This is a genomic window from Burkholderia sp. GW821-FHT14F03, assembly GCF_058803765.1.
Map to the genome: position 1 here is coordinate 2,841 of NZ_JBXAPG010000040.1, position 21,465 is coordinate 24,305.

The 21,465-nt window shown below is 68.3% G+C and carries 23 protein-coding genes; 13 read left to right on the top strand and 10 right to left on the bottom strand.

Translation table 11 applies throughout. The features are described from left to right. A partial coding sequence (locus AC1RQF_RS24415) for a hypothetical protein (protein WP_492873148.1) occupies positions 1-524 on the top strand: 524 nt, incomplete at its 5' end. Positions 525-641: 117 nt separating this feature from the next. On the opposite strand, the gene AC1RQF_RS24420 is transcribed toward AC1RQF_RS24415, so the two are convergent. Continuing rightward, positions 642-989: an MmcQ/YjbR family DNA-binding protein gene (locus AC1RQF_RS24420; protein WP_492873164.1), complete on the bottom strand. Its 348-nt coding sequence runs from the start codon at positions 987-989 to the stop codon at positions 642-644. Between the two features lie 320 nt (positions 990-1,309). On the opposite strand from AC1RQF_RS24420, the gene AC1RQF_RS24425 reads away from it, so the two are divergent. Together AC1RQF_RS24425 and ettA are read left to right on the top strand one after the other, a co-directional pair. Further along, complete coding sequence (locus tag AC1RQF_RS24425) at positions 1,310-1,621, top strand: DUF3761 domain-containing protein (protein WP_274000959.1); 312 nt, start codon at positions 1,310-1,312, stop codon at positions 1,619-1,621. Between the two features lie 343 nt (positions 1,622-1,964). Further along, positions 1,965-3,632 (top strand): energy-dependent translational throttle protein EttA, encoded by a 1,668-nt coding sequence (gene ettA / locus AC1RQF_RS24430; RefSeq protein WP_274000957.1) that lies wholly within the window; start codon positions 1,965-1,967, stop codon positions 3,630-3,632. 119 nt (positions 3,633-3,751) lie between these two features. On the opposite strand, the gene AC1RQF_RS24435 is transcribed toward ettA, so the two are convergent. The 4 genes from AC1RQF_RS24435 to AC1RQF_RS24450 are packed head-to-tail and all read right to left on the bottom strand — an operon-like array spanning position 3,752 to position 7,051. Next, complete coding sequence (locus AC1RQF_RS24435) at positions 3,752-4,375, bottom strand: HAD family hydrolase (RefSeq protein WP_274000955.1); 624 nt, start codon at positions 4,373-4,375, stop codon at positions 3,752-3,754. Further along, positions 4,372-4,926, bottom strand: a complete 555-nt coding sequence (locus AC1RQF_RS24440) for a cysteine hydrolase family protein (protein WP_274000953.1) — start codon at positions 4,924-4,926, stop codon at positions 4,372-4,374. Before AC1RQF_RS24440 ends, AC1RQF_RS24435 begins: the two co-directional genes overlap by 4 nt. Positions 4,927-4,961: 35 nt before the next feature. Further along, a complete protein-coding gene (locus AC1RQF_RS24445) occupies positions 4,962-6,776 on the bottom strand; it encodes an aminopeptidase P family protein (protein WP_274000951.1) in 1,815 nt (604 codons plus the stop codon). 20 nt (positions 6,777-6,796) lie between these two features. After that, positions 6,797-7,051: a hypothetical protein gene (locus AC1RQF_RS24450; RefSeq protein WP_252985990.1), complete on the bottom strand. Its 255-nt coding sequence runs from the start codon at positions 7,049-7,051 to the stop codon at positions 6,797-6,799. Between the two features lie 179 nt (positions 7,052-7,230). Between AC1RQF_RS24450 and AC1RQF_RS24455 the strand changes: the two genes are divergently transcribed. The 7 genes from AC1RQF_RS24455 to AC1RQF_RS24485 all read left to right on the top strand — a co-directional run bounded on the left by AC1RQF_RS24455 (position 7,231) and on the right by AC1RQF_RS24485 (position 13,243). Continuing rightward, complete coding sequence (locus AC1RQF_RS24455) at positions 7,231-7,938, top strand: response regulator transcription factor (protein WP_274000949.1); 708 nt, start codon at positions 7,231-7,233, stop codon at positions 7,936-7,938. A 74-nt stretch (positions 7,939-8,012) separates the two neighbouring features. Beyond that, complete coding sequence (gene hemA / locus AC1RQF_RS24460; protein WP_274000947.1) at positions 8,013-9,311, top strand: glutamyl-tRNA reductase; 1,299 nt, start codon at positions 8,013-8,015, stop codon at positions 9,309-9,311. A gap of 78 nt (positions 9,312-9,389) precedes the next feature. Further along, on the top strand, positions 9,390-10,472 hold the full coding sequence (gene prfA / locus AC1RQF_RS24465) for a peptide chain release factor 1 (RefSeq protein ID WP_274000945.1): 1,083 nt from the start codon (positions 9,390-9,392) through the stop codon (positions 10,470-10,472). Between the two features lie 10 nt (positions 10,473-10,482). After that, complete coding sequence (prmC, locus tag AC1RQF_RS24470) at positions 10,483-11,331, top strand: peptide chain release factor N(5)-glutamine methyltransferase (RefSeq protein WP_274000944.1); 849 nt, start codon at positions 10,483-10,485, stop codon at positions 11,329-11,331. 77 nt (positions 11,332-11,408) lie between these two features. Beyond that, positions 11,409-11,720, top strand: a complete 312-nt coding sequence (gene grxD, locus AC1RQF_RS24475) for a Grx4 family monothiol glutaredoxin (RefSeq protein WP_252985995.1) — start codon at positions 11,409-11,411, stop codon at positions 11,718-11,720. 10 nt (positions 11,721-11,730) lie between these two features. Further along, positions 11,731-12,327, top strand: a complete 597-nt coding sequence (locus AC1RQF_RS24480) for a UbiX family flavin prenyltransferase (protein WP_274000942.1) — start codon at positions 11,731-11,733, stop codon at positions 12,325-12,327. 124 nt (positions 12,328-12,451) lie between these two features. Further along, positions 12,452-13,243 (top strand): DODA-type extradiol aromatic ring-opening family dioxygenase, encoded by a 792-nt coding sequence (locus tag AC1RQF_RS24485; protein WP_492873149.1) that lies wholly within the window; start codon positions 12,452-12,454, stop codon positions 13,241-13,243. A gap of 95 nt (positions 13,244-13,338) precedes the next feature. Here AC1RQF_RS24485 and AC1RQF_RS24490 read toward each other — a convergent pair whose 3' ends face one another. Next, the gene (locus AC1RQF_RS24490) at positions 13,339-14,937 is read right to left on the bottom strand and encodes an APC family permease (protein WP_274000939.1); all 1,599 of its coding nucleotides are present in this window, start codon (positions 14,935-14,937) and stop codon (positions 13,339-13,341) included. A gap of 436 nt (positions 14,938-15,373) precedes the next feature. Between AC1RQF_RS24490 and AC1RQF_RS24495 the strand changes: the two genes are divergently transcribed. After that, the gene (locus AC1RQF_RS24495) at positions 15,374-15,577 is read left to right on the top strand and encodes a cold-shock protein (RefSeq protein ID WP_252985999.1); all 204 of its coding nucleotides are present in this window, start codon (positions 15,374-15,376) and stop codon (positions 15,575-15,577) included. A 69-nt stretch (positions 15,578-15,646) separates the two neighbouring features. On the opposite strand, the gene AC1RQF_RS24500 is transcribed toward AC1RQF_RS24495, so the two are convergent. The 3 genes from AC1RQF_RS24500 to AC1RQF_RS24510 all read right to left on the bottom strand — a co-directional run bounded on the left by AC1RQF_RS24500 (position 15,647) and on the right by AC1RQF_RS24510 (position 19,143). Then, a complete protein-coding gene (locus AC1RQF_RS24500; RefSeq protein WP_492873150.1) occupies positions 15,647-16,906 on the bottom strand; it encodes an Hsp70 family protein in 1,260 nt (419 codons plus the stop codon). 214 nt (positions 16,907-17,120) lie between these two features. Next, complete coding sequence (locus AC1RQF_RS24505) at positions 17,121-17,726, bottom strand: nitroreductase family protein (protein ID WP_274000937.1); 606 nt, start codon at positions 17,724-17,726, stop codon at positions 17,121-17,123. A 133-nt stretch (positions 17,727-17,859) separates the two neighbouring features. Then, complete coding sequence (locus tag AC1RQF_RS24510; RefSeq protein ID WP_274000935.1) at positions 17,860-19,143, bottom strand: MFS transporter; 1,284 nt, start codon at positions 19,141-19,143, stop codon at positions 17,860-17,862. A gap of 147 nt (positions 19,144-19,290) precedes the next feature. Here AC1RQF_RS24510 and AC1RQF_RS24515 point away from each other — a divergent pair, with 147 nt between their 5' ends. Continuing rightward, entirely contained in the window at positions 19,291-19,905 is a 615-nt protein-coding gene (locus AC1RQF_RS24515) for a TetR/AcrR family transcriptional regulator (protein WP_274000934.1), read from the top strand. A gap of 55 nt (positions 19,906-19,960) precedes the next feature. Next, entirely contained in the window at positions 19,961-20,542 is a 582-nt protein-coding gene (locus AC1RQF_RS24520) for a DUF1415 domain-containing protein (protein WP_492873151.1), read from the top strand. 10 nt (positions 20,543-20,552) lie between these two features. On the opposite strand, the gene AC1RQF_RS24525 is transcribed toward AC1RQF_RS24520, so the two are convergent. Next, on the bottom strand, positions 20,553-21,401 hold the full coding sequence (locus AC1RQF_RS24525; RefSeq protein ID WP_492873152.1) for a class I SAM-dependent methyltransferase: 849 nt from the start codon (positions 21,399-21,401) through the stop codon (positions 20,553-20,555). Between the last annotated feature and the right edge of the window lie 64 nt (positions 21,402-21,465).

Sequence of the window (21,465 nt, forward strand, 5' to 3'; positions counted from 1 at the left end):
ACGCCGTTCCACCGCGCGCAACGCAAACATCGCGCCTGCGTTCATCGGCTCCGAGGCGCGCCCGGCAGCGACGTTCAACGGCATCCTCGCAAACGCCGCAAGGCCGTTCCACCGCGCGCAACGCAAACATCGCGCCTGCGTTCATCGGCTTCGAGGCGCGCCCGGCAGCGACGTTCAACGGCATCCTCGCAAACGCCGCAACACCGTTCTACCGCGCGCGACGCAAACATCGCGCCTGCGTTCATCGGCTTCGAGGCGCGCCCGGCAGCGACGTTCAGCGGCATCCTCGCAAACGCCGCAAGGCCGTTCCACCGCGCGCAACGCAAACATCGCGCCTGCGTTCATCGGCTCCGAGGCGCGCCTGGCAGCGACGTTCAGCGACAACCTCGCGAACGCCGCAACGCCGTTCCACCGCGCGCAACGCAAACATCGCGCCTGCGTTCATCGGCTCCGAGGCGCGCCCGGCAGCGACGTTCAGCGACAACCTCGCGAACGCCGCAACGCCGTTCCACCGCGCGCGCTGAAAACATCGCGCCTAGATTCATCGGCCCCACGGCCCGCCGGACAACGACGTTCAGCGATAGCCTCGCAAACGCCGCCGTGCAGTCCTACCGCACGCCCCGCAATCGGCGCGCGGCCGTTCAACGTCGAGCGGTCTCGTCATAAGCGGCCAGCAGCCGCTTCGGCGCGATTGCCTTCCATTCGCGCAATAACAGCGCGGCCACCGTCTCCGGGTCGCTCCTCGACAGGCGCACGAGGACGATCGGCCAGCCGCGGTAATGGTCGGTGATGTAGTAAACGTCCGGCTCGGTCTCCATCAGCCATGCACGCTCGTCGGGGCCGACGCCCTTGACCACGAGGCTGTCGCCGTCCTCCTTCAGCCGCGCGAGCAGCTTGCCCTTCACCTTGAGCGCGGGCGTACCGTATGACGTGCCATCCTCGACGCCCGGCCAGCCGAGCGCAATCCGTCGCACTTCGTCGAAAGTCATCCCGATCTCCCCGGCCGGGCGCATCGCGCCCTCGCCCATCATGGTCCGCGACCCTGCGCGAACCGGCCCGCGTTATACACACCGCGCACGCCGGAGCGTCGCCCGGCGAACCCGGAAAAGGCGGCCCACCCAGATCTCGCGCCCGGCCATCCCCCGCTGCGGGCATGCTGCCACCAACGCGTCATCCGAGCCAGTCAGACCTGCGTCAAATCCGGGCGCCTTCCAAGCCCGCATGTCGCGCCGTATCGGCTACCATGCGGACCGGGCGCGCCGCCGTCGCGCCCGCCTATACCAAGACATACCAAGAACCGAGAGAGACCATGCCCGTATCCGCTTCGCGCGCGACCCGCATCGCGCGGCTCGCGGCCACGCTGCTCATCGCGTGCGCCACCCTCGCGCCTCACCCCGCCTTCGCGTACCGCGCCCCGTCCGGCTACGACAACGAAGCCGACCTCGACCGCCACGACACCTACCGGAACAGCGACGGCGAAACCGTGCACGCCCCGGCCCATTCGAAATCGGGCCGCGTTCCCGAGGGCGCGAGCGCGCGCTGCCGTGACGGCACCTATAGCTTCAGCCGCCATCGGCGCGGCACCTGTTCGGGGCACGGCGGCGTCGCCGCTTGGCTCTAGACCGGCTCGCGGCGCCCCGGCGGAGCGCCCGCCGACGGGCACGGGAACCGGTCGCGGCTTGGAACCCTCCCTCACGCGCGCAAGCGGCGGCCGGATCGACGCGCCGCTCGCGCACCGGACGCCCGACCGCGCACGGATCGCGTCCCATCCCGCGCGACACGCCGCCGCGACGCCCGCCCCCCGCACCCCAGCGGCGGCCTGCGCCGAAGTACAATAGCCGCTCGCGCCGCCGACCAGGCGGCGATCCCGCCGCACGACCTGCGGCGCTCTCCGAACCGAATCACCCGACGCTGCGCCGCGATCCTGCTGCGCGGCGATCGCAACTTTTGAGTTTCACACGCACATGGCCCAATACGTTTTCACGATGAACCGGGTCGGCAAGATCGTGCCGCCCAAGCGTCAGATCCTGAAGGACATCTCCCTGTCGTTCTTCCCCGGCGCGAAGATCGGCGTGCTCGGCCTCAACGGCTCGGGCAAGTCGACGCTGATCCGCATCATGGCGGGTGTCGACAAGGACATCGAAGGCGAAGCAACGCCGATGCCGAACCTGAACATCGGCTACCTGCCACAGGAGCCGCAGCTCGACCCGACCAAGACCGTGCGCGAAGCGGTCGAGGACGGCCTCGGCGACCTGTTCCAGGCGAACAAGAAACTCGAGGAAATCTACGCGGCCTACGCGGAGCCGGATGCCGACTTCGACGCGCTCGCGGCCGAGCAGGCGAAGTACGAGGCAATTCTCGCGTCGAGCGACGGCGGCAGCCCCGAGCAGCAGCTCGAAGTCGCGGCCGACGCGCTGCGCCTGCCGGCGTGGGACGCGAAGATCGAGCACCTGTCGGGCGGCGAGAAGCGCCGCGTCGCGCTGTGCAAGCTGCTGCTGGAAAAGCCCGACATGCTGCTGCTCGACGAACCGACCAACCACCTCGACGCCGAATCGGTCGACTGGCTCGAACAGTTCCTCACGCGCTTCCCGGGCACGGTCGTCGCGGTCACCCACGATCGCTACTTCCTCGACAACGCCGCCGAGTGGATTCTCGAACTCGACCGCGGCCACGGCATTCCGTGGAAGGGCAACTACAGCAGCTGGCTCGACCAGAAGGAAGACCGCCTGAAGCAGGAAGAGGCCTCCGAGTCGGCGCGCCAGAAGGCGATCAAGAAGGAGCTGGAGTGGGTGCGCCAGAACCCGAAGGGCCGTCAGGCGAAGTCGAAGGCGCGGATCGCGCGCTTCGAGGAACTGAACAGCCAGGAATACCAGAAGCGCAACGAGACACAGGAAATCTTCATCCCGGTCGGCGAGCGGCTCGGCAACGAGGTCATCGAGTTCAAGAACGTCAGCAAGGCGTACGGCGACCGGCTCTTGATCGACAACCTGAACTTCAAGATCCCGCCGGGCGCGATCGTCGGCATCATCGGGCCGAACGGCGCGGGCAAGTCGACGCTGTTCCGCATGCTGACGGGCAAGGAGCAGCCGGATTCGGGCGAGATCGTCCAGGGCCCGACAGTGAAGATCGCCTACGTCGACCAGAGCCGCGACGCGCTCGACGGCTCGAAGACGGTGTTCGAGGAAATCTCGGGCGGCGCCGACGTGCTGACGGTCGGCAAGTACGAAACGCCGTCGCGCGCCTACATCGGCCGCTTCAACTTCAAGGGCGGCGACCAGCAGAAGGTGGTCGGCAACCTGTCGGGCGGCGAGCGCGGCCGGCTGCACCTCGCGAAAACGCTGATCGCGGGCGGCAACGTGCTGCTGCTCGATGAGCCGTCGAACGATCTCGACGTCGAGACGCTGCGCGCGCTCGAAGACGCGCTGCTGGAGTTCGCGGGCTCCGTGCTCGTGATCTCGCACGATCGCTGGTTCCTCGACCGCATCGCGACGCATATCCTCGCGTTCGAAGGCGATTCGCAGGCGGTGTTCTTCGACGGCAACTACCAGGAGTACGAAGCCGACAAGCGTGCGCGCCTCGGCGAGGAAGGCGCGAAGCCCAAGCGCCTGCGCTACAAGCCGATCAGCCGCTGAACGCGGCGCGCGCCGCCGCCGGTCCGGCCGGCGTGGCGCGTGGCGACATCATGAAAAAAGCGACCCTCGGGTCGCTTTTTTCATGCCCGGCGGCACACACGCCGCCGCACCGGCTTCATTCAGGCGAGCGCGCCCAGCTCGCGCAGGCGCGCCGCCGTCACGGCCGCATCGGTATGGTGGATACCGTGCCAGCCCAGCGCGGTGGCGGCTGCCGCGTTGTGCGGGTTGTCGTCGATGAACACCAGCTCGTGCGACGCGATGCCCGGCAGGTGCGCCTCGATGCGCGCGTGCATCTCGCGGTAGATCGCCGGATCCGGCTTCACGAGTTTCACGCGCCCCGACACCACGATGTCCTTGAAGCGGCGCAGCACCGGGAAATGCTCCCACGCGTACGGGAAAGTCTCGGCCGACCAGTTGGTGAGCCCGAACAGCGGCATCCCGCCCGCGTCGAGCCGGTCGACGAGCGCCTCCCCCGCCGTCAGCACGCCGCCGATCATCTCGTGCCAGCGCGCATAGAACGCGCGGATCAGCGCCTCGTGCTCGGGGTGTTTCGCGACCAGTTCGGCCGTGCCTTCCGCGATGCTTTGCCCGCCGTCCTGGCGGACCACCCAGTCCATCGCGCACACGTTGGCGAGAAACCAGCCGCGCTCGGCGTCGTCGGGAATCAGCTGCTTGTACAGGTACTCGGGGCTCCAGTCGATCAGCACCCCGCCGAAATCGAACACGACTGCCTTGATGCTCATGCGAACTCCGTGGCGAGCACGTCGGCGAGCGGACGCGGCGTGACCGGATTGCCCGACAGCATGCTGTTCTTCCAGGTGAAATTGTGATGCGCGACCACCTGCGCCGCATTCAGCACCGGCCGGTCGTTGGTCGTGTGCAGGTCCGCAACGACGGTCGTGCGGTAGCCGAGCAGCGCCGCGCGGCGCGCGGTCGAGTCGACGCAGAACTCGGTCGCGTAGCCGCACAGCACCAGGCCGTCGACGCCGTGCCGGTCCAGTTCGGCGGCGAGCGGCGTGTCGTGGAACGCGTCGCCGACGGTCTTGCGCACCGACCAGTCGTCGTCCCGGCGCTCGAGCCCCGCATGCAGCTCCCAGCCCGGCGTGCCGGGCACGATGTCGTCGTCCGCGTCGCCGTCGTGCTGCACGAAGCACACCGGCGCGCCGGCCGCGCGCGCGGCCGCCGTCAGGCGGTTGATCCCCGCCACCACCTCATCCACCCGGTGCGCAGGGTTGGCGCCCTGCAGCAGCCCGCGCTGCATGTCGATCACGATCACCGCATTCTTGTTGCTCATGTTCGTCCCCGCAAGATGAATTGTCGCGCGTCGCCTCAGATCGGCCGGGTGCGCGCGTCGAGCCATGCCTTCGCGTCGCCCGACAGATGACGGCCGACCCGCTCGCGCACCGTCGCGTGATACGCGTTGAGCCAGGCGCGCTCGTCGTCGTGCAGCAGCGCGGGCAGCACGCAGCGCGTGTCGATCGGGCACAGCGTCAGCGTCTCGAATTCGAGGAAGTCGCCGAATTCGGTCCGCTCGGCCGGGCGGTTCACGACGAGGTTCTCGATCCGCACGCCCCACTTGCCCGGCCGGTACACGCCCGGCTCGACCGACGTGATCATGCCTTCCTCCATCGCCGTGTAAGGCTCGGCCGCCGCGTAGTGGGAAATCACCTGCGGCCCTTCGTGCACGTTCAGGAAATAGCCGACGCCGTGACCGGTGCCGTGGCCGTAGTCGAGGCCCGCCGCCCACATCGGCGCGCGCGCGATCGCATCGAGCATCGGCGACCGGATGCCGCGCGGGAAGCGCGCGCGCGACAGCGCCATCATCGCCTTCAGCACGATCGTGAAATCGCGGCGGTGCGCATCGGTGACCGTGCCGACCGGCACGACCCGCGTGATGTCGGTCGTGCCGCTCAGGTACTGGCCGCCCGAATCGATCAGCAGCAGGCCGTCACCCGCGATCGCCGCATGCGCGGCGGGGGTCGCGTGATAGTGCGGCATCGCGCCGTTCGCGTTGAAGCCCGCGATCGTCGCGAAGCTCAGCGACACATAGCCGGGCCGCCGCGCGCGCGCCGCGGTCAGCTTCTCGTCGATCGTCACCTCGGTGATCGCCTCGCGGTTCACCGCCTGCTCGAACCAGGCGAAGAATTCCGCGAGCGCCGCGCCGTCCTGCTCCATCGTCGCGCGCACATGCCCGATCTCGGCCGGCGTCTTGCGCGATTTCGCGAAGGTCGACGGATTCACCGCCTCGACCACCCGCACCGATTCCGGCACCGCCTGCAGCGAACCGAAGGTCACGCGACGCGGATCGATCAGGAGCGCGCCGCCCGTCGGCAGCGCGGCGAGCGCCGCGCCCGCCGCCGCATACGGCCGCACCGCGACGCCGTCCTGCGCGAGCGATGCCGCCAGCGCGGCCGGCACCTTGCCGTCGGCGACGAACAGCGTCGCGCGCTCGAGGCCGATCAGCGCATGCGCGACGAACACCGGGTTGTAGTTGACGTCGGCGCCGCGCAGGTTGAAGAGCCACGCGAGATCGTCGAGCGTCGACACGAAATGCCACTGCGCGCCCTGCTCCTGCATCGCGCGGCGCACCTGCGCGAGCTTGCCCGCGCGGGTCGTGTCGGCCTGCGGCGCGACATGCTCGAACACCGCGTCGACCGGCAGCGCCGGACGCTGCGGCCAGATCGTGTCGAGCAGGTCGAGATCGGTGCGCAGCACGATGCCGCGCGCGGTCAGCGCGCCCTTCAACGCGCGCGCGGCCGCCACGCCGAGCACCGCGCCGTCGACGCCGACCGTCGCGCCAGCGCTCACGTGCTGCGCGAGCCATTCGACATGGGGCTGGCTCTGCTGGCCCGCCATCATCTTCATCAGCTGGATGCCGGTGCCGGCCAGCTCGGCCTCGGCCTGCACCCAATAGCGGCTGTCAACCCACAAACCTGCGAAGTCGGCGGTCACGACCAGCGTGCCGACGGAGCCGGTGAAACCCGACAGCCAGCGCCGCGCCTGCCAGCGCTCGGGCAGGTATTCGGACAGATGGGGATCGGCGGACGGCACCAGATAGGCGGCCAGATCCTCGCGCGCCATCGCGCCGCGCAGCAAGGCGAGGCGCGCGGGCACGGACGAGGTTTCGGGGAGTCGGGCATTCATGATTGTTCACCTGAGAGCATTCAGCGACGGGCCGACAACCCCGCCGTCACGGCAACGGCAAGCAACGCGACGCCGGCGCACACCGGCCATTCGAGCGTCTCCCCGTCGTAAAAGAATCCCGAGACATTGCCGGCCATCTTGGCCGCGGCGGCGGCCAGTACGCCGACCGCGGCGGCGCGCCACAGCGGCGCGCGACGGGCCCGGCGCGACGGATGCAGCCATCCGCCCAGCAGACCCACGGCAATCCCCAGGACAACGATTCCAAGCCAGTTCATTCAGCGCCCTCTTTTCGCTTCTATTTTCAGATTAGTCCCATAGGCGCGAACGACTCACGCAGCTAGCATCGGCCTTTCTTATTCAAAAATCAGCAGGCTCGCCGCGCAGCGGTTGAGTTTAGGGTCCGGCATGACGTAAGGCAAGGGCACCCTGGTATTACCCTGCTGACACCACGCCCATGCGAATAGCCCTGATAGATCCCGATGTGCGCCATGCGGAATTCGTAAACCGGCTGCTGTTCGCCGGGGGCCATTTGTGCCACACGTTCCCCACCAGCGCGCGCTTTCTCGATTGGCTCGAACGCGAAACCTGCGATCTCATCATCGCCGCGAGCTGGGCCGGCGACCAGCCCGCCGAGGAGGTGGTCCCGCTCGCACGGGCGCTGCTGCCCGGCGTGCCGGTGATGGTCGCGATGACAGCGCCGCGCGAGAGCGAGATCGTCACCTGCCTGCAGGCCGGCGCGGACGACTGCATCCAGAAGCCCCTGCGCGGCCCCGAGCTGCTCGCCCGCGTCAACGCGCTCATGCGCCGCGCCGGCGTGCAGCGCCCGCCGAACCGCACCCGCGACACCTTCGGCGAGTACTCGTTCGACTCGGCCTACAGCATCGTGCGCTTCGGCTCCGAGGCCGTGCCGCTGACCCCGAAGGAATTCCGCTTCGCGCTGCTGCTGTTCGCGAACACGTCGCGGCCGGTGTCGCGCGTACACATCATGGAGTCGGTCTGGGAGAAACGCCGCGGCATGAACTCCCGCACGCTGGACACCCACGCCTCCCGGCTGCGCAACAAGCTGCGCCTGCACCCGGAACGCGGCTACCGGCTCACCCCGCTCTACGGCTATGGCTACCAGCTCGACACCATTCCGCTTGATCCGCCCCCCAAACCCTGAAAGCCAAACTGTCGCGGTCTCGATGCGAATCGCGTCGAAAGGCTATAATACGAGGCTAAACGATAGCCTCTGATATGCAGCTCCTCACGATCGGAATCAATCACCACACTGCGCCTGTCGCCTTGCGCGAACGCGTGGCGTTTCCGCTCGAGCAGCTCAAGCCTGCATTGGCGACGTTCAAGAATATCTTCCTCGGCCGGGCCGCGCCCAACGCGCCGGAAGCCGCGATCCTGTCGACCTGCAACCGCACCGAGCTCTACTGCGCGACCGACGACCGCGCGGCGCGGGAGGCCGCGGTGCGCTGGCTGTCCGAATACCATCGGATCCCGGCCGCCGAACTCGCCCCGCACGTCTACGCGCTGCCGCAATCCGAGGCGGTGCGTCACGCCTTCCGCGTCGCCTCCGGCCTCGACTCGATGGTGCTCGGCGAAACCCAGATCCTCGGCCAGATGAAGGATGCGGTCCGCACCGCGACCGAGGCCGGCGCGCTCGGCACCTACCTGAACCAGCTGTTCCAGCGCACCTTCGCGGTCGCCAAGGAAGTGCGCGGCACCACCGAGATCGGCGCGCAGTCGGTGTCGATGGCCGCCGCCGCGGTTCGCCTCGCGCAGCGGATCTTCGAAAAAGTGTCGGATCAGCGCGTGCTGTTCATCGGCGCGGGCGAGATGATCGAGCTGTGCGCGACCCATTTCGCCGCGCAGGGTCCGCGCGAGCTGGTGGTCGCGAACCGCACCGCGGAACGCGGCGCGCAGCTCGCGGAGCGCTTCGGCGGCCGCGCGATGCCGCTCGCCGATCTGACCACGCGGATGCACGAGTTCGACATCATCGTGTCCTGCACGGCGTCGACGCTGCCGATCATCGGCCTCGGCGCCGCCGAGCGCGCGGTGAAGGCGCGCCGCCACCGGCCGATCTTCATGGTCGATCTCGCGGTGCCACGCGACATCGAGCCCGAAGTCGGCAAGCTCAAGGACGTGTTCCTGTACACCGTCGACGACCTCGGCGCGATCGTCCGCGAGGGCAATGCGTCGCGGCAGGCCGCGGTCGCGCAGGCCGAGACCATCATCGAGACGCGCGTGCAGAACTTCATGCAGTGGCTCGATTCGCGCAGCATCGTGCCGGTGATCCGCCACATGCACGCACAGGCGGACACGCTGCGCCGCGCCGAGGTCGAGCGCGCGCAGAAGATGCTCGCGCGCGGCGACGATCCGGCCGCCGTGCTCGACGCGCTGTCGCAGGCGCTCACCAACAAGCTGATCCACGGCCCGACGACCGCGCTCAACCGCGCGAACGGCGCCGACCGCGATTCGTTGATCGAGCTGATGCGCGGGTTTTACCAGCACGGGCCCCGCTCGTCCGATTCCTCGGATCATTAGCGGCCGTCCTGCCCCGCCAGCCGTCCGGCCGGCCGTTTCCACCTCCGATTCCACGCTCCGGGAGCCCCGCTCCACACCATGAAAACGAGCATGCAAAGCAAGCTCGACCAGCTCTCAAGCCGGCTGGCCGAACTGAACGACCTGCTGAGCCGCGAAAACGTCACCGCGGATCTCGACCAATATCGCAAGCTGACCCGCGAACATGCGGAGATCGGCCCCGTGGTCGAACACTACGCGCAATGGCGGCACGCGCGCAACGACGAACAGGCCGCGGAGGAGTTGCTCGGCGACGCGTCGATGCGCGATTTCGCCGAGGACGAGATCCGCGCGTCGCGCGACCGGATGGCGCAGCTCGAGATCGATCTGCAGACGATGCTGCTGCCGAAGGACCCGAATGACGAGCGCAACATCTTCGTCGAAATTCGCGCGGGCGCGGGCGGCGACGAATCGGCGCTGTTCGCGGGCGACCTGCTGCGGATGTACCTGCGCCACGCGGAACGGAAGCGCTGGCAGGTCGAGATGATGTCCGAGAGCGCATCGGACCTGGGCGGCTACAAGGAAGTGATCGTGCGGATCGCCGGCCAGGGCGCGTATTCGCGGCTCAAGTTCGAATCGGGCGGCCATCGCGTGCAGCGCGTGCCCGCCACCGAAACCCAGGGCCGCATCCACACCTCCGCCTGCACGGTCGCGGTGATGCCCGAGGCCGACGAGATCGGCGAGATCGAGATCAACCCCGCCGACCTGCGCATCGACACCTTCCGCGCCTCCGGCGCGGGCGGCCAGCACATCAACAAGACCGACTCGGCGGTGCGCGTCACCCACCTGCCGACCGGGATCGTCGTCGAGTGCCAGGACGACCGCTCGCAGCACAAGAACAAGGACCGCGCGCTCAAGGTGCTCGCCGCGCGGATCAAGGACAAGCAGTATCACGAGCAGCACGCCAAGGAAGCCGCCACGCGCAAGAGCCTGATCGGTTCCGGCGACCGCTCGGAGCGGATCCGCACCTACAACTTCCCGCAGGGGCGGATGACCGACCACCGGATCAACCTGACGCTGTACAAGCTGGAAGCGATCATGGACGGCGATCTCGACGAACTGATCGCGACGCTCGTCAGCGAGCATCAGGCCGAACTGCTCGCGTCGCTCGGCGACGCCGACTGACCCGCCCGCGATGCACGCCACGCCCGCCACCGCCGCCGAACTGCTGCGCGCGTCATCGCTCGACGCGGTCGACGCGCGAATCCTGCTCGCCCACGCGCTCGGCTGGACTCGCACCCAGTTGATCACGCGCGCGGACGCCCCGCTCGACGCCGCCGCGATCGCGCGCTACCTCGCGCTCGAGGCGCGCCGCGCGGCCGGCGAGCCGGTCGCGCAACTGGTCGGCACGCGCGAATTCTTCGGCCTCGAATTCGAGGTCACGCCCGCGGTGCTGATCCCGCGGCCGGAAACCGAGCTGCTGGTCGAAACCGCGCTCGACGCGCTCGACGGCATCGCCGCGCCGTGCGTGCTCGACCTCGGCACCGGCAGCGGCGCGATCGCGATCGCGATCGCCGCCGAACGGCCGGACGCGCGCATCTGGGCGCTCGACCAGTCCGAAGACGCGCTCGACGTCGCGCAGCGCAACGCACGCAGGCTGCTCGCCGCGAACCGGCCGGGCGGCGCGCCGCACTGGCTGCGCAGCGACTGGTACGAGGCGCTCGATCCGGCGCTGCGCTTCGAGGCGATCGTCAGCAATCCGCCCTACATCGCGCGGCACGATCCGCACCTCGACCAGGGCGACCTGCGCTTCGAACCGCGCGGCGCGCTCACGGACGAGGCCGACGGCCTGAGCGCGATCCGCGCGATCGCGGCCGGCGCGGCCGCCTTCCTCGCGCCGGGCGGCGCGCTGTGGATCGAGCACGGCTACGATCAGGCGGAGGCCGTACGCGCGCTGCTCGCCGACGCCGGCTTCGAGGCGGTCGAATCGCTCACCGACCTCGCCGCGATCGAGCGGGCCACGGGCGGCCGCCGCCCCGGCTGACGCGCGCCCGGCGTCGGCCGGCCGCGGTGAAATCCAGTATCATTCCGCATCTATTGCCCCGCATTTCAAGGTCAGTCATGGACACCCAACAACGCATCAAGCAAATCGTCGACGAAAATCAGGTCGTGCTCTTCATGAAGGGCAACGCGCAATTCCCGATGTGCGGCTTCTCGGGCCGCGCCGTGCAGGTCCTGAAGGCCTGCGGCGTCGACCAGTTCAAGACGGTCAACGTCCTCGAGGACGAGGAAATCCGCCAGGGCATCAAGGAATTCTCGAACTGGCCGACCATCCCGCAGCTGTACGTGAAGGGCGAGTTCGTCGGCGGCTCGGACATCATGATGGAGATGTACCAGTCCGGCGAACTGCAGCAGCTGTTCGCGTCGGCCTGACCCCCCCGCCGTGAATGGACGCGGCGCGGCCCCGCGCCGGCTGATCGTCGCGATCACCGGCGCGACGGGCGCGATCTACGGCCTGCGCGTGCTCGATCTGCTGCGCGCGGCGGGCGGCGTCGAGACGCACCTGCTCGTGTCCGCGGCCGGCTGGCTCAACATCCAGCACGAGCTGCAACTGTCGAAGGACGCCGTGCACGCGCGCGCCGACGTCGTGCATTCGGTGCGCGACGTCGGCGCGACCATCGCGTCGGGCTCGTTCGCGACCGAGGGCATGATCGTCGCGCCCTGCTCCATGAAAACCCTCGCGAGCATCGCGCACGGCCTGTCCGACAACCTGATCGCGCGCGCTGCGGACGTCACGCTCAAGGAGCGTCGCCGCCTCGTGCTGATGGTGCGCGAAACGCCGTTCAACCTCGCGCATCTGCGCAACATGACCGCCGTGACCGAGATGGGCGGCGTGATCTTCCCCCCCTTGCCCGCGTTCTACGCGATGCCGAAGACGATCGACGAACTGGTCGACCACACGGCGGCCCGCGTCCTCGACTTGTTCCCGCTCGACGCGCGCCTCACCACGCCGTGGTCCGGGCTGAACGAAAACGGTTGAACGCCGGCCCCCGGCCGCGCAGCGATTAACAACCAGAAGGATTCAATCAAATCCTCTTTCCGCATTTATCCATGCGGAATCCGCCTCTATAGTGGTCGGCAGAACCTGCTTCCCGGAGCCCCGCATGACCCGCCTTCCCGCTGTCTACCTGTCGCACGGCGCGCCCACGCTGCCGCTCGACCCCGCCCTGCCGTCCGCCGCATTCACCCGGCTCGGCGCCGAGCTGCCGCGCCCGCGCGCGGTGCTGATCCTGTCCGCGCACTGGGGCACCCGGCAGCCGGTCGCGAGCACCGCCGAGCATCCGGACACGATCCACGATTTCCACGGCTTCCCGGCCCCGCTGTATGCGCTGCGCTATCCCGCGCCGGGCGCGCCCGAGCTGGCGCGGCGCGCGGCCGCGCTGCTCGGCGAGGCCGGCATCGAGACGGCCACGCAAGCGCATGGCCTCGACCACGGCGCATGGGTGCCGATGCTGCTGATGTTCCCTGACGCCGACATCCCGGTCGCCCAGTTGTCGATCCAGCCGCTCGCCGACCCGGGCCACCACTTCCGCGTCGGCCGTGCGCTGCGGCCGCTGCGCGACGAAGGCGTGATGGTGATCGGCTCGGGCCAGATCACGCACAACCTGCGCGCCGCCGATTTCGGCGCGGCGCCCGCCGACGCCGACCCGCGCGTCGCGGTCTTCACGGACTGGTTCGAGTCCCGCCTCGCCGCGCGCGACCTCGACGCGCTGCTCGACTACCGCCGCCAGGCGCCGCATGCGGCGCTCATGCACCCGACCGACGAGCATCTGCTGCCGGTGTTCGCCGCGCTCGGCGCGGCCGACGACGACTATCAGCTCGGCATCCAATCGCTCGGCACCTATCAGCGGATGCTCGCGATGACGAACTACGTGTTCGGCTCCGCTCGCGCCTGAGCCGCGCGCGGCCATCCTCGCGCGCAAGGAAAAAGCCCGCCGGCGAATCGCCGGCGGGCTTTTGCATGCGGGAACGTCGGCGCGCGACGAAAGACTCAGGCGCCGACGCCTTCCAGGATTTCGTCGTGCGATTCGCGTTCGTTCAGGTACTCGGTGCGGTAACCGGTGTTCACGCCCCAGAAGTAGAACACGAGCGAGATCGCCGCCACGATCAGCATGTCCCAGCCGTACGGCATCAGGCCATGACCGCCGAATTCCTTGCTGCCGATCAGCGACAGCACGGCCATCGTCGGCAGGTAGGCGACGAGCCACCAGGCCGCCTTCAGGTCGCGGCTCCAGCCGGTCCAGCCGGACTTGCCCTGAAAGTAGAAGTAGACCGGCAGCGCGACGACCATCAGCAGGATGATCTCGCCCGTCAGCGGCCATTTCGCCCAGTACAGGATCAGCGACGCGCAGACGAACGCGAACGGCGCGATCAGCTTCATGCCCGGGATCGACAGCGGACGATCGAGGTCGGTCGCCGCGCGGCGCAGCGCCATCAGGCTGATCGGGCCGGTCAGGTAGGAAATCACCGTCGCGACCGAGATCACCGCCGCGAGCGAGCTCCAGCCGCGGAAGAAGAACAGGAAGACGAAGGACACGATCAGGTTGAACCACATCGCCTGACGCGGCACGCCGTAGAACGGGTGCACGTTGCCGAACATCTTCGGCATCGTGTTGTTGCGCTCCATCGCGTAGATCATCCGCGTGGTGGTCGCCATGTAGGTGGTGCCGGTGCCGCTCGGGCTCACGAACGCATCGACGTACAGCAGGATCGCGAGCCAGTTCAGGTTCAGCGCGATCGCCAGTTCCGCGAACGGCGACGCGAAGTTGAAGTGCGACCAGCCCTTCGCGACGTCGGCCGGGTTCACCGCGCCGATATAGGCGATCTGCAGCAGCACGTAGATCACGAGCGCGATCAGGATCGACGCGATCACCGCGAACGGCACGCTGCGCGACGGATTGCGCGCCTCGCCGGCGAGGTTGATCGGGCTCTGGAAGCCGTTGAACGCGAACACGATGCCGCTCGTCGCCACCGCGGTCAGCACCGCCGACCAGCCGTACGGCGCGAACGTGGCGTTCGACGTGGTGCCGAGGTTCTCGCTGTGGAAGCTCGTCAGGATCAGGCCGAGGATCGTCAGGCCCGGGATCAGGAACTTGAAGATCGTGATCGCGGTGTTGGCGCGCGCAAACAGCTTCACGCCCCAGTAGTTGAGCAGGAAGTAGACGATCACGAGCAGCGCCGACAGCAGCAGCCCGGGTGTTGTCAACTCCCCGTTGATGAACAGGTTGTGCGCCCATTCATACGGCCAGGTGCTCATGTACTGGATCGACGCCTCCGCCTCGATCGGAATCACCGAGACGATCGCGATCCAGTTCGCCCATGCGCTGATGAAGCCCACCAGCGCGCCGTGCGAGTAGCGCGCGTAGCGCACCATGCCGCCCGACTCGGGGAACATCGCGCCCAGCTCCGCGTAGGTCAGCGCGATCGCGAGAATCACCACCGCGCCGATGATCCACGCGCAGATCGCCGCCGGGCCGGCGATCTTCGCGGCCTTCCACGCACCGAACAGCCAGCCCGAGCCGATGATCGAACCCAGCCCGGTCAGCATCAATGCGAACGGACCGATGTTCCGTTGAATAGAACTCTTCACAACCTCTCCTGTGTCTCGAAAAGCACGGTCGACATCGCCGCCGGCTAGTGCCCGGGGCGGTCCCGCACATGCATTCTTGGGGGGTGGATTACCCGATCGGAGCAACCCTTCCGCGCGGCGCGTAGTTTAAACGGTTGCACCTGAATGGGGACGCAAAATCGATCAGCCCCCACAAAAAAGTGAGCACATTTGCAAGTTTTGTAAGCTAGAATTCAGGGTTATCCCGAAGATTCTGTAGCGAATACGGAAATCCGGTTGACCGGCGAAAAAATTAGCCGTATAAAGTTCGGGCAGGATTTCAAGCGGCGAGTGTGTGAATAGGTTCTTTCGTAGTTCGCCCATCAACGGTACTCCGGTTGGTCCCATTACCCCCTTCCTTGATTTTCATGCACTCCCCGGGCTTCGGCCCTGTTTTACATTTTTAGGAAAAAGTAATATGGCAACCGGCACCGTTAAGTGGTTCAACGACGCTAAGGGCTTCGGCTTCATCACCCCGGAAGGCGGCGGCGACGATCTGTTCGCGCACTTCTCGGAAATCAAGATCGACGGTTTCAAGACGCTGCAAGAAAACCAAAAGGTCGAGTTCGAAGTCAAGAACGGCCCGAAGGGTCTGCAAGCTGCGAACATCAAGCCGCTGTAAGCGCGCGATTTCGCTGCTCATGAAAAAAGCCCCGCTCCGGCGGGGCTTTTTGTTTGCGTGCGCCGCACGTCACGCGCCCGCGAACAGGCGCCGCGCGTAAATGCCGAGGCCCGTCGCCACGCTCGCGAGGCGGTCGCCGTAAACCGGCTGCGCGTCCGGAAACGCCTGGGCGAGCGCGCCGGACAGGAACGCGAGCCCGGTCGAGCCGCCCGTGAAGTACAGCGCGCCGACCTCGCGCGGCGCGATGCCGGCAAGCCGCACGGTCTCGCGCGCGGCCGCGACGATCCGCGCGGTGTCGTCGCGGCTCGCGTCGATCAGCCGCGACGCATCGAATGCGATCTGCAAATCCTCCTCGACGTCGTTCAGGTCGATCATCGTCTCCCCGCCCGCCGACACCCCGATCTTCGCCTCTTCCGCGCGCGCCATCAGCGCGTGGCCGAACCGCTGCTCCAGCACGCGCAGCAGGCGCTCGTACTGCCGGACCTCGAGGTACAGGTGCTTCATCAGCTTCAGCTCGCCGACGCGCTTGGGCGTGTACACCGTGTTGATCAGGTGCCAGGTCGCGAGATCGAAGTAGATGCGGTTCGGCAGCTCGCGCCCCTCGGGATCGAGCGCGCGGTAGCCGAACGCGGGCAGGATCGACGACAGCTCCACGCGCCGGTCGTAGTCGGTGCCCGCGACGTGCACGCCGTGGTGCGCGAGCACGTCGCCCTTGCGTTCGAGATGCCGCATCCGCTCAGGCCCCACCCGCACCAGCGAGAAGTCCGACGTGCCGCCGCCGATGTCGGCGACCAGCACGAGCCGCTCTTCCGCCTGCCGCGATTCGTAGTCGAACGCGGCCGCGATCGGCTCGTACTGGAAATGCACGTCCTCGAACCCGACCGAGCGCGCGGCCGCTTCAAGCTGCTGCTGCGCGAGGCGGTCGGCCTGCGGATCGTCGTCGACGAAGAACACCGGCCGGCCCAGCACCGCCCGCCGCGGCGCGACGCCCGCGCAGGCCTGCGCCTTCTGCTTCAGGTGCAGCATGAACTGCGCGATCACATCGGTGTACGCGATCGCCGAGCCGTCGCCGAGGTCGGTCGTGGTTTCCGCGAGCGCCGAACCGAGGATGCTCTTCAACGAACGCATCAACCGCCCGTCGAAGCCGTCGATATAGGACGCGAGCGCGGCGCGCCCGTACTCGCGGGCGCCCTCGTCGTTGTTGAAGAAGATCGCGGTGGGCAGAGTCAGGTGCTCGCCCTCGACGGGCGCGAGGCGCATGGCGCCCTCGCCGTCCGGCAGCGCCACCGCGGAGTTGGACGTGCCGAAGTCAATCGCGCAATAAGTCATGGCTCAAGCCGCCGCTGGGCAGGCGCGAAAACGGAAGGACCGGGTTTTTATCATGAAAGCGGCCCGGTCACAACCGGGCCTCGCCCGGATCACGCATCGTCCGGGCCTGGGCGGGCCCGCCGCCGCGGGTGCGCACGACACCGGGCGCGATCCGGAGCGATTTTTCAGACGCCCCGCTCGCGCGGGGTCGGGAGCCCGGCCCGAGCGGGCTCGCTCAGGCGACGGTCGGGTACGGCGTCTTCCAGGCCCCCGCATAGGCCACCTCACCGAGCGCGTGGCGGGTACGCGGCGCGCGCTCGCGCTCGCGCAGCACCGGATCGAGCTTGTCCGCGTCGCCATAGTGGCCGAGCGAAATGACGGCGGGAATCGCGACATCCGCCGGCACGCGGAACGCCTCGCGCAGCGCCTTCGCATCGAAGCCCGCCATCTGGTGCGCGGCCAGGCCGAGCGCATGCGCCTGCAGCACCAGCGACAAGCCGGCCGCGCCCGCGTCGTACAGCGCGGTGGGACTCGGCTCGCCCTTCGTGTTGACGGTGTGCGCGGTCACCGCGATCAGCACCGGCGCGGGAGCATTCCAGCCCTGGTTGAACGGCACCAGCGTGGCGAACGCGCGCTTGTAGGCGGCCTCGTCCCGATTGCGGTCGAACACGATGAAACGCCACGGCTGCGCGTTGTACGCCGACGGCGCCCAGCGCGCGGCTTCCAGCACCGCCAGCAGGTCTGCGGCGCTGACCGGCGCGTTCGAGTAGGCGCGCGGGCTCCAGCGGCCGGCGATCAGTTCGTGAATCGAGACGGAGGTCGGGGCGGGTTTGACGGTCATGCGGGTTCCTTGCGAAATGAAAGAGGGCGCGGCATTCCGGGAAGAACCGCAAGCATAACCGCTCGCGCCCCGCCTCGCCCGATCCATCACACCAATGCAAATCGCGCTTTCTGCTTTGCTCCCGGCGCCGCCGTCAGGCCGCGGCCGCCTGCGCGCGCGGCGCGCCGCGCTTGATCCGCAGCACGATCACGGCCCCGACGATGCACAGTCCGCCCGAGATCATCGACGCGAGCGTGTAGGTGCCGAGGCTCGCGCGCAGCAGCCCCGCGCCCAGCGCCGCGAACGCCGCGCCCAGCTGGTGCCCCGCGACGATCCAGCCGAACACCACGGGCGCCGCCGCCTTGCCGTATACGTCGGTCGCGAGCCGCACGGTGGGCGGCACGGTCGCGATCCAGTCGAGCCCGTAGAACACCGCGAACAGCGGCAGGCCGAAGAAATCGATGCCGAACGCATGCGGCAGGTAGATCAGCGACAGCCCGCGCAGCCCGTAGTACCAGAACAGCAGCACGCGGCTGTCGTAGCGATCCGACAGCCAGCCCGACAGCGTCGTGCCGACCAGGTCGAACACGCCCATCGCGGCCAGCAGCGACGCGCCCTGCACCTCCGACATGCCGTAGTCGCTGCACATCGCGATCAGATGGGTGCCGACGTAGCCGTTGGTGCTCGCGCCGCAGATGAAGAAGCTGAAGAACAGCAGCCAGAAGTCGCGCGTGCGCGCCGCCGAGAACAGCGTGCCGAACGCGACCGCGAGCGGATTCTGCTTCGGGCCTTCGGGCACGACCGGCGCGTCGGCGGGCTCGCCGTACGGCCGCAGCCGCAGATCGGCCGGGCGCTCCGGCAGCAGGAACGCGACCAGCGGCACCACCAGCGCGACCGCGAGCGCGACCACCAGCACCACCGGCCGCCAGCCGTGGCGCTGCGCGACCGCCGCGAGCATCGGCAGGAACACCAGCTGGCCGGTCGCCGAGCTGGCCGTCAACAGCCCCATCACGAGGCCGCGCCGCGCGCTGAACCAGCGCGTGACGAAGGTCGCCGACAAGGTCAGCGCCGCGACACCCGTCGCCCCGCCCACCATCACGCCCCAGATCAGCACCATCTGCCAGGTCGCGGTCATCAGCGACGACAGCGCGACTCCCGCGCCCATCACCGTCAGCGCGCTCAGGATCGTCGGCCGTACGCCGAAACGCTGCATCGCCGCCGCCGCGAACGGCCCGGTCAGGCCGTACAGCGCGATGTTCACCGAGATCGCCAGGGAGATCGTCGCGCGCGACCAGCCCAGTTCGCGTTCGAGCGGCACCATCAGCACGCTCGGCGTCGCGCGCGTGCCCGCCGCCGCGAGCAGCACCAGAAACACCACCGCCGCCGCCAGCCATCCGTAGTGGAAACGCCCGCCGATTCTTGTCGCCGCCCAATTCATCGATTTCGCTCCTGGTCCGCCGCGCGGACGCTGCATCCATTTCTGTTGACAACGAGCCAATCTGTTACCGATCGGTCACATTAGGTTGCGATCCTAGTGACCGCTCGGTAACATGTCAAGCAGCCAATAACGCTGACGAGGTCTTTCATGTCCGCCACCGCCGCCAAACCCGTCCGACGCGCGCGCGCGCCCATCGCGGGCGCCACCGCGCACGAGCATCTGCTGCGCGCGGCGGAGGAATTGTTCTATCGGGAAGGGGTGCGCGCCGTCGGCGTGGAAGCCGTGGTCGAGCGCGCCGGCGTCAACAAGATGAGCCTGTATCGCCGCTTCTCGTCGAAGGACGAACTGGTGCTCGCGTATCTCGAACGAATGGATGCGTGCTTCTTCGAGCGCGTCGACGCCAGCGCCGCCCGGCATCCGGACGATCCGAAGGCGCAGCTGATCCAGTATTTCGACGATCTGTCGGCGCGGGCCTTGCAACCCGACTACCGGGGCTGCCCGTTCGTGAACGTCGCGGCGGAATTTCCGGAGTTGAGCCATCCCGCGCGCCAGTTCGTCGCCGACAACAAGGCCCGCCTGATGACCCGGCTCGTCACGCTCGCGCACGGCGCGGGCGCGCGCGAGCCGCAGGCGCTCGCCGATGGGCTCGCGCTGTTGATCGAAGGCATCTACGCGGCAAGCCAGACCTACCGTCCCGACGCAAGCCCGATCGGCGAGGCGCCGCGCGTCGCGCGGCTCCTGATCGACGCCGCCTGCGCGTGAACCGGCGCGCGCCGCCCGCTACAATGCGGCGTTTCCCGCCAAGCCGCTGCCCGACATGACCGTTCCCCGCCCCGCCGAAGACGACGCCACGATCCTCGCCGCCACCCGCCACTGGCTCACGCGCGCGGTGATCGGCCTCAATCTGTGTCCGTTCGCAAAGAGCGTGCATGTGAAGCACCAGGTGCGCTACGCGATCAGCCGCGCGACCTCGTTCGAAGCCGCGCTGACCGACCTCGAGGCCGAGCTGCGCGCGCTCGAGGCAAGCGATCCGGAGCAGGTCGACACGACCTTGCTGATCGTTCCCGACGCGCTCGCCGATTTCGCCGACTACAACGACGCGCTGCTGTTCGCCGACCAGCTGCTGCGCCAGCTGCGCCTCGACGGCATGTTGCAGATCGCGAGCTTCCATCCGCGCTACCAGTTCGACGGCAGCGCGCCCGACGACATCGAGAACTACACGAACCGCGCGCCGTATCCGATCCTGCATCTGCTGCGCGAGGCGAGCATCGCGCGCGCGGTCGACGCGGTGCCCGACGCCGCCGACATCTACGAACGCAATCAGGCGACGCTTCGCCGCCTCGGGCATGACGGCTGGCGGGAATGGATGGCGGGCGACCACCCGGACGACGCAAGCTGACGCAGACGCGTCAGGCGGCCTCGCCCGCGGCCGGCGCGAAGAAGCGCTCGCGCAGTTCCGCGAGCCCGAACATCTCCAGGATCTCGTCCAGGCGCTCGCTGGGCTTGCGGCGCGGCAGGTCCTTGTACTGCGCGATGATCAGCTCGTTCTTCATCGAATGCTCCCAGCCGACCAGCTCGGTCACGCTCACCTGATAGCCGTGCGCCTCCAGTTGCAGGCAGCGCAGCACGTTGGTGATCTGGCTGCCGAATTCGCGGGTATGCAGCGGATGGCGCCACACCTCGGTCAGCGCGTTGCCGAGCGACTTGCCCTTGTTCCTGCGCAGCACGCCTGCGATCTCGGCCTGGCAGCACGGCACCAACACGATATGGCTCGCGCGTTTCGCGAGCGCGAAGCGGATCGCATCGTCGGTCGCGGTGTTGCAGGCGTGCAGCGCGGTGACGACGTCGATCGTCTCGGGCAGGCGCGGCGACGTGATCGACTCGGCCACCGACAGATTGAGGAACGACATCCCCTCGAAACCGAGCGTCGCCGCGAGCGCGGTCGAGCGCTCGACCAGCTCCTCGCGGGTCTCGATCCCGTAGATGTGCGACGCGCCGGACGGCCGCTCCTTGAAAAACAGGTCGTACAGGATGAAGCCCAGATAGGACTTGCCCGCGCCGTGATCGGCGAGCGTGACGCCGCCCTTGTCCTGCTGCACGCTCGCGAGCAGCGGTTCGATGAACTGGAACAGGTGGTACACCTGCTTGAGCTTGCGACGGCTGTCCTGGTTCATCTTGCCGTCGCGCGTCAGGATGTGCAGCTCCTTGAGCAGTTCGATCGACTGGTTCGGACGGATTTCGTAGGTCTTGTTCGACATCGTGCGGAAAGCAGCCGCAGGGGGGGGGGGGGGGGGGGGGGGGGGGGGGGGGGGAGGGGGGGTG

Excerpts from the sequence above, each read along its gene's own strand:
- AC1RQF_RS24445 (WP_274000951.1), bottom strand. The coding sequence starts at position 6,776 with ATGAATGCCCGACTCCCCGAAACCTCGTCCGTGCCCGCGCGCCTCGCC.
- AC1RQF_RS24450 (WP_252985990.1), bottom strand. The coding sequence starts at position 7,051 with ATGAACTGGCTTGGAATCGTTGTCCTGGGGATTGCCGTGGGTCTGCTG.
- AC1RQF_RS24425 (WP_274000959.1), top strand. The coding sequence starts at position 1,310 with ATGCCCGTATCCGCTTCGCGCGCGACCCGCATCGCGCGGCTCGCGGCC.
- AC1RQF_RS24515 (WP_274000934.1), top strand. The coding sequence starts at position 19,291 with ATGTCCGCCACCGCCGCCAAACCCGTCCGACGCGCGCGCGCGCCCATC.
- AC1RQF_RS24510 (WP_274000935.1), bottom strand. The coding sequence starts at position 19,143 with ATGAATTGGGCGGCGACAAGAATCGGCGGGCGTTTCCACTACGGATGG.
- AC1RQF_RS24485 (WP_492873149.1), top strand. The coding sequence starts at position 12,452 with ATGACCCGCCTTCCCGCTGTCTACCTGTCGCACGGCGCGCCCACGCTG.
- hemA (WP_274000947.1), top strand. The coding sequence starts at position 8,013 with ATGCAGCTCCTCACGATCGGAATCAATCACCACACTGCGCCTGTCGCC.
- AC1RQF_RS24525 (WP_492873152.1), bottom strand. The coding sequence starts at position 21,401 with ATGTCGAACAAGACCTACGAAATCCGTCCGAACCAGTCGATCGAACTG.
- AC1RQF_RS24505 (WP_274000937.1), bottom strand. The coding sequence starts at position 17,726 with ATGACCGTCAAACCCGCCCCGACCTCCGTCTCGATTCACGAACTGATC.
- AC1RQF_RS24500 (WP_492873150.1), bottom strand. The coding sequence starts at position 16,906 with ATGACTTATTGCGCGATTGACTTCGGCACGTCCAACTCCGCGGTGGCG.
- AC1RQF_RS24495 (WP_252985999.1), top strand. The coding sequence starts at position 15,374 with ATGGCAACCGGCACCGTTAAGTGGTTCAACGACGCTAAGGGCTTCGGC.
- AC1RQF_RS24520 (WP_492873151.1), top strand. The coding sequence starts at position 19,961 with ATGACCGTTCCCCGCCCCGCCGAAGACGACGCCACGATCCTCGCCGCC.
- AC1RQF_RS24420 (WP_492873164.1), bottom strand. The coding sequence starts at position 989 with ATGACTTTCGACGAAGTGCGACGGATTGCGCTCGGCTGGCCGGGCGTC.
- grxD (WP_252985995.1), top strand. The coding sequence starts at position 11,409 with ATGGACACCCAACAACGCATCAAGCAAATCGTCGACGAAAATCAGGTC.
- AC1RQF_RS24435 (WP_274000955.1), bottom strand. The coding sequence starts at position 4,375 with ATGAGCATCAAGGCAGTCGTGTTCGATTTCGGCGGGGTGCTGATCGAC.
- AC1RQF_RS24455 (WP_274000949.1), top strand. The coding sequence starts at position 7,231 with ATGCGAATAGCCCTGATAGATCCCGATGTGCGCCATGCGGAATTCGTA.
- prfA (WP_274000945.1), top strand. The coding sequence starts at position 9,390 with ATGAAAACGAGCATGCAAAGCAAGCTCGACCAGCTCTCAAGCCGGCTG.
- prmC (WP_274000944.1), top strand. The coding sequence starts at position 10,483 with ATGCACGCCACGCCCGCCACCGCCGCCGAACTGCTGCGCGCGTCATCG.
- ettA (WP_274000957.1), top strand. The coding sequence starts at position 1,965 with ATGGCCCAATACGTTTTCACGATGAACCGGGTCGGCAAGATCGTGCCG.
- AC1RQF_RS24440 (WP_274000953.1), bottom strand. The coding sequence starts at position 4,926 with ATGAGCAACAAGAATGCGGTGATCGTGATCGACATGCAGCGCGGGCTG.